9 protein-coding genes are annotated in these 15393 nt (G+C 54.9%); 2 read left to right on the top strand and 7 right to left on the bottom strand.

Annotated elements, in window-relative coordinates; all coding sequences use genetic code 11:
• Positions 1–217 precede the first annotated feature (217 nt).
• From QMX98_RS00195 to umuD, 6 genes are read right to left on the bottom strand one after another with little or no spacing between them, the layout of a single operon-like run.
• The gene (locus tag QMX98_RS00195; protein WP_019819597.1) at positions 218–664 is read right to left on the bottom strand and encodes a hypothetical protein; all 447 of its coding nucleotides are present in this window, start codon (positions 662–664) and stop codon (positions 218–220) included.
• Positions 654–2675, bottom strand: a complete 2022-nt coding sequence (locus QMX98_RS00200; protein ID WP_236183096.1) for a hypothetical protein — start codon at positions 2673–2675, stop codon at positions 654–656. Before QMX98_RS00200 ends, QMX98_RS00195 begins: the two co-directional genes overlap by 11 nt.
• The gene (locus QMX98_RS00205; protein ID WP_019819593.1) at positions 2672–4408 is read right to left on the bottom strand and encodes a hypothetical protein; all 1737 of its coding nucleotides are present in this window, start codon (positions 4406–4408) and stop codon (positions 2672–2674) included. The genes QMX98_RS00200 and QMX98_RS00205 overlap by 4 nt, the downstream gene beginning before the upstream one ends.
• Positions 4401–5693 carry a site-specific integrase gene (locus QMX98_RS00210; RefSeq protein ID WP_032873808.1) on the bottom strand — a complete coding sequence of 431 codons (1293 nt, stop codon included), beginning with the start codon at positions 5691–5693 and terminating at the stop codon, positions 4401–4403. The genes QMX98_RS00205 and QMX98_RS00210 overlap by 8 nt, the downstream gene beginning before the upstream one ends.
• A 46-nt stretch (positions 5694–5739) precedes the next feature.
• On the bottom strand, positions 5740–6093 hold the full coding sequence (locus tag QMX98_RS00215; protein ID WP_282409986.1) for a RulB protein: 354 nt from the start codon (positions 6091–6093) through the stop codon (positions 5740–5742).
• On the bottom strand, positions 6090–6566 hold the full coding sequence (gene umuD / locus QMX98_RS00220) for a translesion error-prone DNA polymerase V autoproteolytic subunit (protein WP_200618038.1): 477 nt from the start codon (positions 6564–6566) through the stop codon (positions 6090–6092). Before umuD ends, QMX98_RS00215 begins: the two co-directional genes overlap by 4 nt.
• A gap of 275 nt (positions 6567–6841) precedes the next feature.
• On the opposite strand from umuD, the gene QMX98_RS00225 reads away from it, so the two are divergent.
• Positions 6842–10120 carry an AAA domain-containing protein gene (locus QMX98_RS00225; RefSeq protein ID WP_200618039.1) on the top strand — a complete coding sequence of 1093 codons (3279 nt, stop codon included), beginning with the start codon at positions 6842–6844 and terminating at the stop codon, positions 10118–10120.
• Between the two features lie 168 nt (positions 10121–10288).
• Here QMX98_RS00225 and QMX98_RS00230 read toward each other — a convergent pair whose 3' ends face one another.
• Positions 10289–10813 (bottom strand): hypothetical protein, encoded by a 525-nt coding sequence (locus tag QMX98_RS00230; protein WP_282409987.1) that lies wholly within the window; start codon positions 10811–10813, stop codon positions 10289–10291.
• A gap of 281 nt (positions 10814–11094) precedes the next feature.
• On the opposite strand from QMX98_RS00230, the gene QMX98_RS00235 reads away from it, so the two are divergent.
• A complete protein-coding gene (locus QMX98_RS00235) occupies positions 11095–15072 on the top strand; it encodes a DUF4365 domain-containing protein (RefSeq protein ID WP_282409988.1) in 3978 nt (1325 codons plus the stop codon).
• Positions 15073–15393 lie beyond the last annotated feature (321 nt).

The following is a 15393-nucleotide window of genomic DNA, read 5'->3' on the forward strand; positions in this document are numbered from 1 at the left end:
GCCGGGCTTCGCAGCGACAGTTTTAATTCTCTAAATCCACCGCGACTGTCGTGATGATCCGCCTCGACGATACTCCAGGTGTCGTCTCGTCCCCCTGGTCAGTCAGCAAGGTCAGCCAAAGCGGACGCTCGTTGAGCATAGCCTCACAACACGCTCATTGAGTATCGCCCCTAGCCTTGCGGCTAGTTGCGGATCGTGTACCCCCACGACTGCCATCTCAAAGCTTTCTGGGCCCGCGTGGATCCAACGATAGTATGTTGGACGCAGGTAACTGTCGTTCAAGCTCAGCAATACGGTCATACAGCTCTATGATTTTCGCATCCGCCTCGCTCAATAAACTTGCTAGCTGGTCGCGCTGTCGGGCAACCTGCTCAATCCGATCTCGCAAGGCGCGGCTTTTCTGACGGGCAAGATGATTTATCTGGTTCAACGAACGAGGTCGCTCCTCCGCATGTTGTTCGATGTAGGTTTTTATCTCTGCGATGAGACTCGGGAAACGTGATTTCTTAAGTGCCGACGGATCGCTCCCGGCCTCTTTGGCCACGTTGTTTTGAGTAACCGGTGTCCCCTTCGTTAGAAGCTGCGGCTTATTGAGTTTCAAGCGCTCAAAAGCCTCGCGATATTGATCGGCCGCGCTGCGACGCGCCGTGAGTTCAACGTCCATTTGCTCCCCCTATGACTCGCCGGAAGCTCTCTACGCTTCGTTGTTGAGCGATTAAGGACTCCATTAGCGGACTTCCGTACTGAGCATTAACAAGCCGCTCTTTGAGGACATGTTCAAGATCATCGACTGCGTCCAATCGTTCTGAGTCATACAGCACATCAGGGCAAGGTTTTTCATCCTCCGAATCACCGCCCCCGCAATGAGCAATGTTGTCGACTCCTCCGTACGGACAAGGCTTGCGACTCGAGCAAACGCCAAGAAGGATTTGGCGACATGCTGCGGCACCCTTCTTCGCCAAACCGATCATCTTCTTTGCATCCTCTGGCGTGATCAGCCGAACGATCTCAGCCTTACGTTTATCTCCATGGGGACTTACAAAACGCTCACTCGTAAGCTGCTGTAACTCTCTACCAAGCGTCTCGTACATCGTGCGAACGTACAGCGTGTGAGCCTTATCCTCTAGACGCATCTGCGAGTGATTTTGTCCGTAGTAAAGGCTCATCGCTCGGGTGACGTGCTTGAGTTGGTACTGAAGCGAGGCATCGCTTACGAGCCCGGAAGCTTGCATGTTTACTGCACCAGTTCTACGCAACTGATGCCATGCTAACGGCCATACCGCGCCCACTTGATAGTCCTCCGGCAATGTAGGAGTAGCTAGCCGGGCCAATTTCAAATCCTCACTCGTGATACGCAAACGCTCCAAGTCAAACACCTTGCCGTAGTGGCTCAAAAGGTCGGAATATGACGGAATACTTGGTCTCAGTGAGTGATCATTTTTCTTGCTCGATGGGGCCCACGGTTCGTAAGAAAACGAGGTTAAAAAACGCCCCGTGAGCCCGCTCGCAGCTACATGAGGTGCGTATAATGACCGAAACAGAGAAATGACCTCCATCGCCCTCACTGCGACCTTTACAGATGGGGATGTGACCCACAGGGCGTCGCTATCGGCCTGCGTTTTCGTCGTCTGTCCACGTAACAAAAAAATGTCGCCGAAATTCTTGTCGTGCTCGACCTCAAGGCATCCCGCTCGAAGATTCCAAGCTTCCTCGACTCGCATGAGGCTGAAGTTAAGGATGTAAGCTAAACCTGCGCTATTGACCAGTTTCAGATAGCTAGTCAGCGTTCTTACTTGCAATTCACCACTGCGCCCCACCCAACGTTCAAGTAGCTCAAAAATGCCGAAGCGTTTCGCGGTATCTGCAAACGCTCCGAGAAAACGAAGCCCCGTTTTAGCGCCTGATAAATGCATCTTATGGCCGCAAAAAGGTTGTGCGTTTGCGCACGCCACTCTTTTTGAAACTCTATGATTATGTTCGTAAGCCTCAATGCTGAACCGGTAACAAGCTTCAACTTGTTGTTGATGGGATAGGAAGTCATCAAGACACTCTCGCAGCCTGGTGACTTGGTAGTGCCAAATACGTGGAGGAATGTACGGTGTTTGAGCTGTTTGGTGGGGTGGAAACAGCGCAGCCAGACGGGTTAGCGAGCCCGAATCCAGCAAAGTAAACCCTACGGCGCTGCGAGACGCGTATAGCTCATGCATTAACGACAGAAACTCAGTCTTTCTTGAGGCATGAAGAAAGGCAGGGATTTCCTCGCATACGCGTGGAAAGCGGCTCAATTCGCTGGCCAGTATTCCTGCCTCTTCACACAAAACAAACAACCGCCGCATCTGATCGAACCGCGTCTTTAGAGATCGATAGCCGCGAGCGCCGTACGGCCCGTATAGCCACCAGCCTGTGATGATACGAAGCAGATCAGCGTTCGCCGAGCTAATGGGCGCCGCGACTTTTGTGGCGGGGCCATCCCCGAAATTTAGCGTTAACGCCTTCTTGGCCCATGGGTCAAGCCTCCAAACTGGGTCGCCCCAACGGCTTACTACTTTGCCCTGTGCATCAATTACGACAGGCCAATCAGGTGGCGGAGGCCAGCTCTCAGGACGGTAATTTGGCGCTCCGGGAACGGCGAGAGGCGACTCAATAGAAAGCCCTAACGTCGTGAGGATATTCATAAGGAAGGTCCCGCTGTAACTTCCGCCAGCCGAATAAATCCGTCCCAAGCTGGGTGATAACTCTCCTCAGCTATGCGAGCCAGTGCCTCCTCAACCCAAAGCCGACGCACCTCGCTACTTTCTTGAAAGAACCGCAGCTTCGCACTCAGACGCTCAATCGCAAGCATTGCAGGATGGTCAGCCTCCTCAGATCTATCCGTGGAAGCTGGACGATATCTAGTTAGCTCCAAGCTCTTGAGCACGCGCAAACTACTTAGCGACCAGACGTGATCTTCGCTTTCAATATCCCGATGATTGACGCAGAAGAGGCAACCAGCAGCGTTGATACAATCGGGATCAGGTGCATTCGTCGGAGCATCTACGACCGATTCTGGCAAGGACGTCGCACAAGCACCTGGAGCAGGTGAGCAAATGACGGGATCTGATTGCCGGTGAAATCGAGTAATTTCAATCATCGCAATTTGCGGATTGGGCTCAGCGTACACACGGATCAACGTTTCAGCTGTGTGCTGTGCGATTTCCGCGACCAGTTCAGGGCGTTGCGATTCACGTAACAACCAGTTAATACGAGCACCCCGTAGCTTACGTGGTCGAACGAATCGAATATTGGAATCGGTACAGAGGCGCACTAGAGCTGTGAACTGAGGAGCTTCTACAACGAGACGTCCCCCAAGACGGACGAGAGGAAAAAGAAGCCCCTCTAGGTCGTCCGGAAACCACGTGTTTCGCCACTCAATGTAGCGTTCAAACCACTCCTTGTAGCTTGAGAAAACTTCAAATAGCACTTCGCCCTGACGACGCTTTTTGTAAGACCTGACTTGGTAACCATCAAGGTGACTCGTATAGTGGTATTGGTCGATCCGAAGTTGATGCGCCTGCGACAAATTCATGCCGGTTTGCGCGATGAACATAAGCATCTCGGCTTCGATTCTCAGATTTACTGCCGGGTATCGAGTCTCGATTGAAACGTCAGAGTCCCGGAATTCTCGGTGTCGAAGGATGGCCGCAATCTGGAATTTGGTTTGAGGTCGAACCCGTCGTGACGCTTCTTTCTCTGTATCGCGAAGGCCGCACCAGATAGGTAGCGTTGTACCCGATCTCAATGCCACTTGGATGGGGAGTGGTCCCGCCACAGCCTCATAAGTGAGTGACGTACAGAGGTCGGCAATTAACTGCCCGAAAGAAAAGCTCTCTTCCACACTTTGCTTATCAGCGCTCCCATTTCTAACCCGTCCGTTGCCTCTGGGTTTGCGAATTCGTGTGCTGTACAAAAGTGTCGAGCTTCGGCCTAGCACTCGATCAAGCATCGTCGCTGTCAAACTTGCAGTGTCGTATAACGATCCGGCAGTTAAATATCCTTCCACACGGTGACGGTGTAAAAGATGCTCTGCCCACCCCAGGTAAGCTTGCGCAACCTTGTCAATGCTCAACTGGCGTCCGGATTGATCCGCCCACCGAAAAAACTGCCGCAACGAACCGATCTTGTTATTCGCCGAAAAGCGGCTCCCCCCGCCTACAAGGTCGTCGGCCAAACACTCGTGGAGCTCCTTTACAAGCTCTACCCGTTCCAGCAAAGGATCCCCTAAAACACCTGATGTGATTTCATTGCGTACAGTCTTCACTTTTGCCTTTGCACCACCGCTGTATAAAAATGGGGTCAGATCCCAAGGCGTCTCGTTCTTCGCGTACTCAAGCATTGGAAACGTTAGGTCTGAAGACGTCCGATTATTCATTGCTCGCTCCGTGCCTGGAAGAAATCCCTGTAAACGCAGCCATGAAGCTGTTCGCAATGGCCTGCTTAGCGGGTGTGGCTTGCACAAACTTGATGTATTTGAAGGTAGTAGCCTCCGAATTTCGACCGTGAAGCAATGCATTGCTAACAGTCGCAATCACTATCGCCACATCATCGCAATTTGCTAAAGCCAGCTTGGCTAGCTCAGTTCCAAAGGTGCACCGGGACTGATGGAAGCGAAATGTCCTGAGTACCTTAACGCCAGCTGTGATGCCTGCTTTTCTAAGCGATGACATCTCAACGTTTATGGCCGAAGACTGATCGCTGCTGCGCCGTCCGAAGGTATTACCGAAACGAGTCAAGAAAACTAGGTCTCGATTCTCATCGGCAGCAGATGCCTCGCGACTTAACCTGCGGAGCCCCTTGGAATATTCCAAAACTTCTGAACACAAAGCTTCGGGAATCCATACCTGGCCAGTTACTCCAAATTTGGTATGCACGGGCGGGGACGCACCTGGCCCCACAAATATCCTAAGCAGGCCTTTAGCGGACGGATCAGGTATCGCACGTTCCAACGCGCCGATACGAAGGTCACAGATTGTTCCCAGTCGCATACCCGTGAAAAAGCCTAGAGCTAGCATCAGGTACAGCTCAGGCGAGGCATTACGTTTTGCAAAATCGAGAATGACGTCGCGGTCAGATGAGGTGACAGGAAGCAACCCGCCTTCCAAAGTGATCCCGATGCGTTTCCGGTTGGGAATCCCCAGATCGGTAGTAGTGCCAGCGAAGGTTCGTTCAAAACCAACCTGGTCAAAGTATTTGATGAAAAAGCGCTTGTCTTTCCATAGTGGCAACAGCGGAGATAGAAGCCCACGCTTCCTGACCCACCTATAGAAACTGATGCAGTTGCGCATGTACTCGGAGGCCGTTGCTGGGCTGATATGACCAGCATCTCGCGCCTTAATAAGCGCCCCACGGTACTGAACGAGACACCGATCAGCTTTTCGAGACGGGAACTCAAACCACTCAAGTCTGCGGCTCTCCAAAAACTTCGCGTAGTTCAGCAGTCCATTAACGTTGCTGGAAACGGTCTTTAGGATTGCTTCCCCATTGGTGACACGCTCCATAGCCCAGAGGTTCGCCTCTCTCCAGGGCAAGCCGTTTACCCAGAAAATTTGTGGTAGCCCTTCGATTACTACCCGGGAGCTATTCGACGAGTAGGTAATCAGGCGGTCTTTGACAGAAAGGTCATGCGGACTGAAGTGGATGTGCTCAACGGTAGCCAAGGGATATCTCTGTAAGAAAAAGCGCCAATGTCCATGGGAACCCTATCTAACTTTGGGCGTCCACAGTATGCAACTTATTCTTATCAATACTGTAAGGCGTTATTTTGGCCGCAACTGTGGCAACAGTTCGCATTAAACGTGAACTGGCGTCGCCATATAGGGGGAAGTTCGCGGAACAAATAATTAAACCAGAGCGCCAATGTTGTTGTCGGACTAAGTGAACAGGTTCTCCCATTTTAATACCAAGTGCCTTAGCTTCGTCGGAGCGCGCGATTACACAGCCATCACCAGAGCCGGCAACTACAACAGGTTTGTTTGCAAGTTCAGGACGCCACACACGTTCAGCTGACACGTAGAAATTGTTTGCATCTAACAAGATAAACGCAGGTCGTCCGTTCATACCGGGCAAAGTCGGTGTAAATTAAAAGTGCATACGCCCCAGATAATTAAATTTTCTTTGTCAGTAATCACGATTGGGGAATAACTCTTGTTCTCAGGGCAGAGCAAAACTACGTCACCGGAAATCACCAGGCGCTTGCATACGAACTCGCCCTCATGAATGGCAACCACTATTGAGCGGTTGACCGCCTTCTTAGACCTATCGACCACAATCACGTCATCAGGCCAGATGCCGGCATCGATCATGGAGTCACCCCCACTGCGCACCAGGTAGGTCGCAGGTGGGTTGGCGACAGCAATGTCATCCAGTGAGGACATCTCCTCGATGAGGTCCTCGGCAGGACTAGGGAACCCGCAACTGAGCTTCGATGTGAAAACGGGGAGCAGCCCGGAAACAGGCTCCACCCGGATGCGGCCGATGACTGAAATGGCGTTCATTCGGTAACCTGTATAGATGTACAGTAAGAGGTTCATGATACACGCAGTCCAGCAAGCGACAAGGATCTCGCGCCAGAAGGCGGTAGCAAAAAAATGGACAGGAGTGTGCCCGCACCGCGGGCCCGGCGAAGCCGGAAAAAATGGACAGGGGAGGGCGTGTCCACCGCAAATGGAACAGACTGAAGAAAAATGGTCAGGGAGCTGGCAGTGAGAGAAAAAAAGACTCCCCCGCGGCACCGTCCGCCTCGTACGATGTGCGCCTATTCAGCCCGCTTGATTCCCAGCAGCGCAAAATTCAATAAGGACACTGGATGACCCCTGCCGATATCGTCCGTTACTGGCGCTCAGTCGAACTGCTTCAGCCGCAGGCAGCCCCCAAGCTCAAGAAACGGGAAACGCCGCATCAGTCGTACATTCACGACGTTTCCGTGGCCGACCCGGTGATGCCCTGGGACCAAACGAGCAAAGTCCTAAAAGAACCACTGCCGAAGGGCAAAGTGTGGAGCCACCTCCTTTTCGCGCATTGCTACGACTTCAAATGCGCCGTGAAGGCATTGGAGGACGTGTTTGGCGCCGATCAGGGGTACAAGGAACCCCAAAGCCAGATCGTTGCCCTGTACGCGCTCAAATTAACGCACGCCGGCACCATGGTGGCCGACAGCCTGGTGCTGTCCTCTGCCGCTTGGCTGCTGGCAAGAGTGCGCGCAGGGGAGGATTGGGCGCGCAGTTTCGACGAGACCCAGGACAAGGTACGAGCCGTCGCGACAGAGCATCTCGCAGGGGTGGTAACTTCGGACAAAATCGTTCGCCTTACCAATTGGATCATTACGTATTTCGGGCTGCGCGACTTTTTTGCGGAGCAGCAGAGCTTCCATCGCTTTCGCTCCAAACCGATCAAGCCTACACAGGTCGAAAACGACGACGACCCGTTGAACAGTTTCATTCTGGACGACCTGGCCAAAGTTGCGGACAGCCTGGAGCGCAGCAACAGCAGTGCCCCGCTGAACGCCTACCTCACAGCTCACACAGACAGTGGCCGGATAGACGTCGGCGATGATCGCTTTTCACGGGTCTTATTGGACGAGCTGGCACCGGCTCGCTACCCGATTGGTTGCTGGCCGACAGAAGCGGATCAAGGACTGGTCCATTCCCAGCAACTGGCGGTTAACCATATCGTTGGCTCGCTCAGCGCCAGTAAAGGACAACGTGCGGTCAATGGTCCGCCAGGAACGGGTAAAACCACACTGCTGAGGGACATCATTGCCTCGGTCGTTACCGGCCGGGCTGATGTATTGGCATCGCTGCCGCGAGCCGCGGATGCATTTGCGGACAAGGGGATGCGCGCCGAGCAGGCGAGGGATGGGGGCAAGCCTCAATTCTGCTTTCCCTTGAATGAGCGCCTGCTGGGCCATGAAATTGTCGTGGCATCCTCCAACAACGGCGCGGTTGAGAACGTCACTCTGGAGCTCCCCCAACGAGACAAGATCGACGAGCGTTGGCTGTCCGACCTCGATCACTTCGCCGACCTGGGCAAATGGCTGACCGGCAAACCCGCCTGGGGGCTGTTCTCGGCTGCCCTGGGCAGCAAGACCAACCGAAAGACATTTGTCACCCGGTTCTACTATGGCGATGGAAAGCCACTAGGGAAGACAGGACTCGACGAGGTCGACCTTGATGAGGAGCTGGATGAACTGGAGGACGCTCCGGATAAGGCAGAGAAAGTTGACGGTGAGCAGGCGGACGGTGCTCGGAAGGCGGATGGCCCTGATGAGGACCCAAAACCGAAAGGCTTCCGCGAATGGCTCGACGAGCAAGAGGTCGCCGTTGAGAAGCTGACCGTTAGCCGGCAGTCCATCTGGCAAGCGGCGGTAAAGCGTTACAACGAAGCCAAGGCCCAGGCCGAAGCGGTGGGGGCCGAAGCAGCACTGGCGACTCAGTTGGTGGATGCCATGCTGCAGGCGCGAGAGCAGGTCCGGCTCCAGCAGGAAGAACTTGCTCTGTCCATTACGGGGCGCCAACGCCTCACGTCAGAGGTCGACGACGTTATCAAGAAGGGCACCACCGCCCAGGGTGCGGTTCGAAAACAGGCAACTCACATACAGCGTCATAACAAGACCAAGCCCGGGTTTTGGTCCAACCTGTTCAGCTTGTGGGGTTGCTACCGACAATGGAAGCAGGAGTTGGATCTGCTGCAGACCGTTCTTGATGCGGAGGCGAGGGAATCAACGCTTGTTGATGTGAGGCTTAAGAAGCTCCAGAAAAACTTGGCTGAGCTCGACGAAGCGTTGGCCGTGAGCGAGTCCAAATTGCTGCAGTTGCAACAGTCAGCGAAAGCTCGTGAAACGCAGGTGACCACGCTGGCGGAAAAGTACAACGCAGCACATTTTCTGGCCTGGCTGCGAACTGGCGGCATCGGCCGGGGGGCTGAGATTGAGCTGGCGGAACCCTGGATTGTCCCGGGATGGCGCCGGGCACGTGCGCGGGTGTTCATTGAAGCACTACGTCTGCACAAGACCTTTTTCGAGCTTGAACCAAAACGGATCCGCGGCAACCTGAACTTTGTCACCAGCATGCTGCAGGGGACCCGGTACGGCGGCGTGTCACAACACGCCATCCGGTCGGCCTGGGCAACGCTGTTTATGGTCGTACCGGTACTGAGCAGCACATTCGCGTCCTTTGCCCGTACGTTTACCACGCTGGGCGCCGGTGAGATTGGCTGGCTTCTGGTGGATGAAGCGGGGCAAGCGACACCTCAGGCTGCAGTGGGTGCGCTATGGCGTTCGCGCCGGTCAGTGATGGTCGGTGATCCCCTGCAGCTCAAGCCAATCCTGTCCGTTTCTGACGCTGCGCTTGAACACATGCGCCAGCCGTTCAAGGTTGACCCGCGTTGGATCCCCAGTGGGCAATCAGCGCAGTCGGTGGCTGACCAGGGCAATGCGGTCGGCAGGATGCTCGGCCCGGCCGGCATGAAAAGCTGGGTCGGATTACCGTTGGTGGTTCACCGGCGCTGCGACCGGCCCATGTTCGAGCTGGCCAATCTGATCGCGTATGACGGCGCCATGGTGTACGGGACCAGCACGCCATCCCCGGAGAAGGAAACTACCGCCACGCTGCCGACAGGCTGGATCGACGTGCGTGGGCCCTCAAGCGGCAACTGGGTTGAGGCGGAGGGGGTGGCATTGAAGGCGTTGCTGGCCAAACTGGCGCGGGAGGGTGTGCAAGCAAAGGACATCTCGGTGATTACCCCCTTCCAGGACGTTCGTAACCAGTTGCGGGTGATGCTGCGCCAGCCCATGGTCTTTGGGACCATCCACACCATGCAGGGAAAAGAATCTTCTGTGGTCGTGCTGGTGTTGGGTGGTAATTCGGATTCGCCAGGCGCGCGCGAGTGGGCCGTGTCCGAACCGAACCTGGTGAACGTGGCGGCTACCCGAGCCAAGCGTCGGCTGTACGTCATCGGTGACCGGGCGGATTGGTCGAAGCGGCCGATTTTCTGCAACGTGATGCATTTGCTCCCTGAAATCAGAATCTCGGCTACTTCAAACGGTACTCAGGAGAACGGTGCGCCAGCGATGTCTTATGTCCCGTGATTGCACTATTGTCGGCGTCCGAAATAAATGCGGGATTATTGAGTTTGATACACGAAAAGCCCGCTGATGCGGGCTTGTGGAAACTGAGGGTGTTAGACCAAAGTTCAACGGCTGGGCTCTGTCACCAGAGTTTTCTGCCCCTCTGAAACAACGAGGTACGTAACCAAGTTATCTATCTCCTTCAAGAACTCGCACGGGCTTACCAATCTCGCGCTCGATCGCAGCGAGATGAGCCTTCTGATGGTCAACAATATGAAGCTCAACTAGCCGGATCAGCTTCCTTAGCTCGTAAAGTCGATCAAAAGGAAAAGAGATTTCATACTGCAAGTGAAGAACCAGTTCACCTGGTGCGTGGTCCTCCCGAACTGCCACCGTCTCAAACTCATTTTCATCATTGTGCGCAACGTAGGTATGGCGCAGATCCATGATTGTGTTGTGTTGTTCCAGATACGTCTTTTCAGATTTAAATATCGACGAAGCTTCGAGCCTATTCCGTCCTTTCCCAGCACTCACAAAGCATTTCGCATAGGAGTTGAGCGCGCTTTTGAAGTGCCCTAAAAACTCAAGAATTTGGATATATGAGGTCAACAGGTGAGGATGACCAAGCTCTTGTGCTCTGCTGATGTAATAGCTCGCTTCGTTAATCTGCCGCATCAGATGGATCTGACCCTTATAGCTAATCAGCGCACTCATAGAGATTTTCCTAACCAAGCCAGTGGATAGATTCAAGCAACGTTCCAAGCGCGAGCAAAAAAACTTCTCGCTTCCTCATTTGTTTACGGCTGTCATCTTCGCACTTTGACGACGCCTGTTCACCGAATCCGCTGGACCTCGACGATTTGGTTGCGGCGTCCACCTCGATTGGGTTATCTCGTATAACACGCATTCCAAGTATGAGACAGTGGGTGAACTGCGCTCTAAATACAGAGAGTAAAACCCTCGCTAACCTGAAGAACAAGAATCCAGGAGAAGCCATGCCAGTTGAAGGTCCTTTGCCCCAGACCGGGGATCAGCACGACATCAACGCGGACGCGGATCGTTGTTTCAGGGCCCGGTCCCCACGGAACTGGAGGGCTCATGGATTAGAAGGGACGGACGACTACGGCTTGGATTACCAGGTTCAAACGACGCCAGGCCAGCGAGCGACAGATATCTTCCGCGTCCAGCTTAAGGGCACCCGCTCTCCTGAGATCTCGGCCGATGGCAGGTTCGTCTCCATTCAGCTCAAGGCTTCGACCATCCGGTATTACGACAGGCTCGTGGAGCCGATTCTGCTTGTCGTGTGCAATCTTAAAGCGGATCCGGAGCCAGTTGATTGTCCTCTGTATTACGTATGGGTGCGGGACGAGCTTCGCCGCATCGAGGTGTCCAACCTGCCGGCAGAACAGTTGTATGTCACTCTGCGAGTTCCCATCCAGAACCGCTTGACGATTCAAACAGATCTTTCTGCTGACATTGATGGGCAGAATGAGCTTTCGCGCGCGGGGCACGCGATGGATGTCCGCGTCGAACAAACGCACCCCATGATGCAGGCCCAGGAGCGGTTGAACGTAGTACAGGGAGTGACATTGGGGATCGCAGCTCGCAGCACTGCTTTCATCGATGCCCTCGCAGCTCCGGTAGAAGAGCATTGGGTAGCGCCCTCACCTGGCACTCTTGCCTGGCACCTGAATCAAGCCAAGGACCTTCTGCGCACCAACTCCCTTGAGCGTTGCTCACAGAAACTTGACGCGGCAGAAGCGATGCTGACAGCGGCTACGCTGCTTGAGGTAGCAGACTACTGGTTCTTGCGTGGGAAATGGCAGACCGCATCTGGCTCGGACCAGGCGGCGAGCGATGCGTTTAATCGCGCACATCAAGCAAATCCTCTCGCGAAGTATCTCGCCGCCTGGACAGAAGCGGAAATTCGCCTCCGCTACCAAGAAGAAGATGGGCCCAAGCCCTACCCGGACTTGCTTGAAGCGCTCGTAGGGGAAGAACCAGGGGTGCCTTTCGCGAGGTCGAGAGTACTCGCGGCGGAGGGGAAATTCGAAGAAGCCATCGCAGTTGCCGACAAAATCAGCGGCCCTGAACAACATGCAGCGAGAGCACTCGCGCATACGATGTTCAGCAAGCCAGCGGAAGCTCTGGCCGACTGCGACTCAGGTCTCGGGCTGTCTGACTTGCCGGATAACATGCGGCAGATGTTGCTGGTGCTTAGAGCACGCGCGAAGTTTTCATTGGCCCAGGCCAGCGCACCGGTGTCCGGGATCCAGGTGCTGCCACCTAGCGGAGTAACGGGTATCGATTCGGGATTGGTCAAGGAGGCTTGGGAGGCGATCGACAAGGCGGTCGACGTTCTGCGGGAGGCTGGCTGGAGCTCCAACATCGAACTTGTTGCCGATATCTGGGCGGCCACTGCCTCCATACTCGGCAAGCAGAAAGAGGTGTTACCGGCGCTTGCCGAAGCAGCACGTGCAAATCCGCACCTCAAGACCCTACAAGGAGCGTTGGAGTCGGTCGCCGCGCAGTGCGGCGAATTTGCAATCGCTCTGGAAGCGAATGAACGAATTCCAGCTACTCAGACAAGAGGTTTACGACGCACTCTGCTCTTGCACGAAGCGCAAAAGCACCGCACCTGTTTCCAATGGTTTGAGTTGAATATCGACTCCTTTGACAGAGCCCACGAACTCCTCGGCCCGGCCACAATGGTCGCCGCACTCTCCGCGCACAAAATGGCGCAGCCCGAGCTGGTCACCAAATGGTCGGCAATACTGGACTCTGACCCCGTTCTGAGTGAAGACGCTGCGCTTCTACAGTATTTTTTAATGCTGGAGCAAAACAAGCTCGGAAACTCGGAAGCTCTTCGGATGCTCCACACGCGATACGAAGAACTCGGCCGCCCATTCATGTTGGCGGTTGCGCTGCTGCAGGAGTTGAACCCTGCAGACGCAGAGCATGCGCCAATTTGCGTCGAAGTTGCTGGGCGCGTCATGGAGAAAGTCCAGCTCTCGCCCGCGATGGCCGCGCATCTGGGGCTTGCTTTGGGCACCATACAAGATTGGGCGTCACTTCTGGACCTTTGCCGGGGGTTCAAGGTCCGAGCGGACGCGGGCCCACGCATGCTGGCGTTCGAAGCGCTCGCGCTGGACCGCCTAGGCGACACCGAGGAAGCCCGACGACTCCTCGAACAGATGCTTGCCGGCGGTGTCCTCGATAGCTTGGCGATGAACACCTACGTGACCATCATGGTGAGATGCGGCTACGTCCAAGAGGCGCTCGAGGCCGCAGAAAAAATCCTCGAATCAGCGCAATCGAACACGCAGCGGATGGATTGCATCAGACTGCTATTCAACCTGATTCAAAACGCTGACCCCACGAGCAAACGCCTCCTGGCATTGGCAGTCCAAATGGGTGGACTGGCGGACTCCAACTCAGAGGTCCAGGAGGGCATCTACTTGACGATGTTCCTCATGGCCACCCCCGCCGAAACGAACACGCCTTCGCAGCGGCAGGTGACCGAGTTCAGGGAGAGAGCCGATGCGTTCTTCATCAATTTTCCGAACTCCAGAATCCTCAAGAAAGGAGAGATCCGAGAAGACGCTTCACCCGAGGAGTTGTTTGCGCAGCTTAAAGAGATCACTGGCATTACGGCGGACCGTGAAGCCTTGCAAGCCCGACTTGAGAACCAGCTGCAACAGGGACTGACAGTCGTTCCTTTCTCCTGGCGACCAAAGCTGGTTCTCTCGTCAGTGCGCGATGTTGTTCACCTGTGGGAGATTGCGAAGGTATCCGGCAGGGACGACAGGAAATTTCACCTCACGATGCTCGTTGACCCGCAGTGGCAATCTCCGAGCGCCGCCTCGTTACGCGACCGCATCCCACTTCTTGATTTGACGGCCTTGCTCGTCCTGTTCGACCTGGACCTAATCAATCATGTGATGCAATTTTTTGGTAAAGTGGCAATCGCGAAAGCCACCTTGGAGACGCTCGCAACCCTGGTTAACCCGTTTTCCGGCAGCCCAACGAAAAGCAAATGCACAGCCTTGCAAGACGCTCTAAAGCCCTACTTGAGCGCGATCGTCCAGCCGTCGATCTCGAACTTGCCGGATGACGAAGAGGAGGATGACGGGCTCCTTGGACGCGAGCACAAGGAAATCACCCAACTCTGCCGAGATGAGCACAACACCTTTCGCCTCTACTCGGACGATCTCGCGTTCCGCGTTTTCTGCGCAAAAAGCGACACCCCCGACGGTATCTGTACGCTGGACGTGTTGATGGCGCTGGAAGAGGCAGGCCTGCTCACGCGTAACGAAGTCGCGCGGAAGGTCTCGAAGCTTTGTGAATGGCGGGTCGGACTTGTGGTCCGATTCCAGGAGTTCGTGCCCCTTATCCCAAGCAATCTGGCGCAAGCACGGAACGTGAGGCAAGGCATTCAGATTCTCGATGCCAGTCCCGAATTCATGTCTGTTATCTCGGCTATTTGGGACTTCCGGGCGCGGTTCGACAAAACTCTGGAGCATGCTGCGGCGGTTCTACGTCGCCTTGCGGATGAGACTTCTCTTCCTGATGTCGCACTCGCTGCATTGCTGGGCCAGTGGTTCGTGAAAGCTGGAATGAAGAATGACGCGCCAGCGCAAGCTCTTGAAATCCTGACAAAGGCAATCATACGGTCGGCGCAGCCTGCCGATCTCACGAGGAATACCGCCGAGAAATTCTGGGCTGTCTACAAAGCACTCGTCGAGTTTCACCATGGCAATTACATGGACGAATTGAAAGAGCGCGAGGCGATTCGGCTCTTGGGTGTGGAGTGCGCCAAGCTGCAAGTGACAACCCCGGGGGATGGCGAGACGGTCTACATGGGACTGAGACAGGCGCTTACGGATGGCACAAGCGACGATTCCGATTTCTCCTCGGGCTACTCGACCACATTGCTTCATCTGAGAATGCAGTCTCGGCAGCCCCGTAGATAAAGTCCGGCTACTGCGTGCCGCCGCGGGGTTTGGCGTAGCTCGCGGCTGCATCGAAAATCACGCATCTGCGATCACAAATGGCAACAGTAAAAAGGGCACTATGAGAGTTTCGGAAATGTGTAGATTGGCGTTACAACTGCACGAGAATGTAGCCGTCCCGAAACGCCCCCCCCAAACCCGCCGCTATCACTAGTGCACCTCGCAGATCTCGACTCACAAATAGTTACTACAACAGGGACGGCCACCCCCCATTGTATTTTTTCCTAAGGATTGAAAATGCCAGAAATTGTTGATTGGCGCACATCGCAGAGCAGTACACCG

This window comes from Pseudomonas sp. PS02303 (genome assembly GCF_029959925.1).
Classification (GTDB): domain Bacteria; phylum Pseudomonadota; class Gammaproteobacteria; order Pseudomonadales; family Pseudomonadaceae; genus Aquipseudomonas; species Aquipseudomonas mandelii.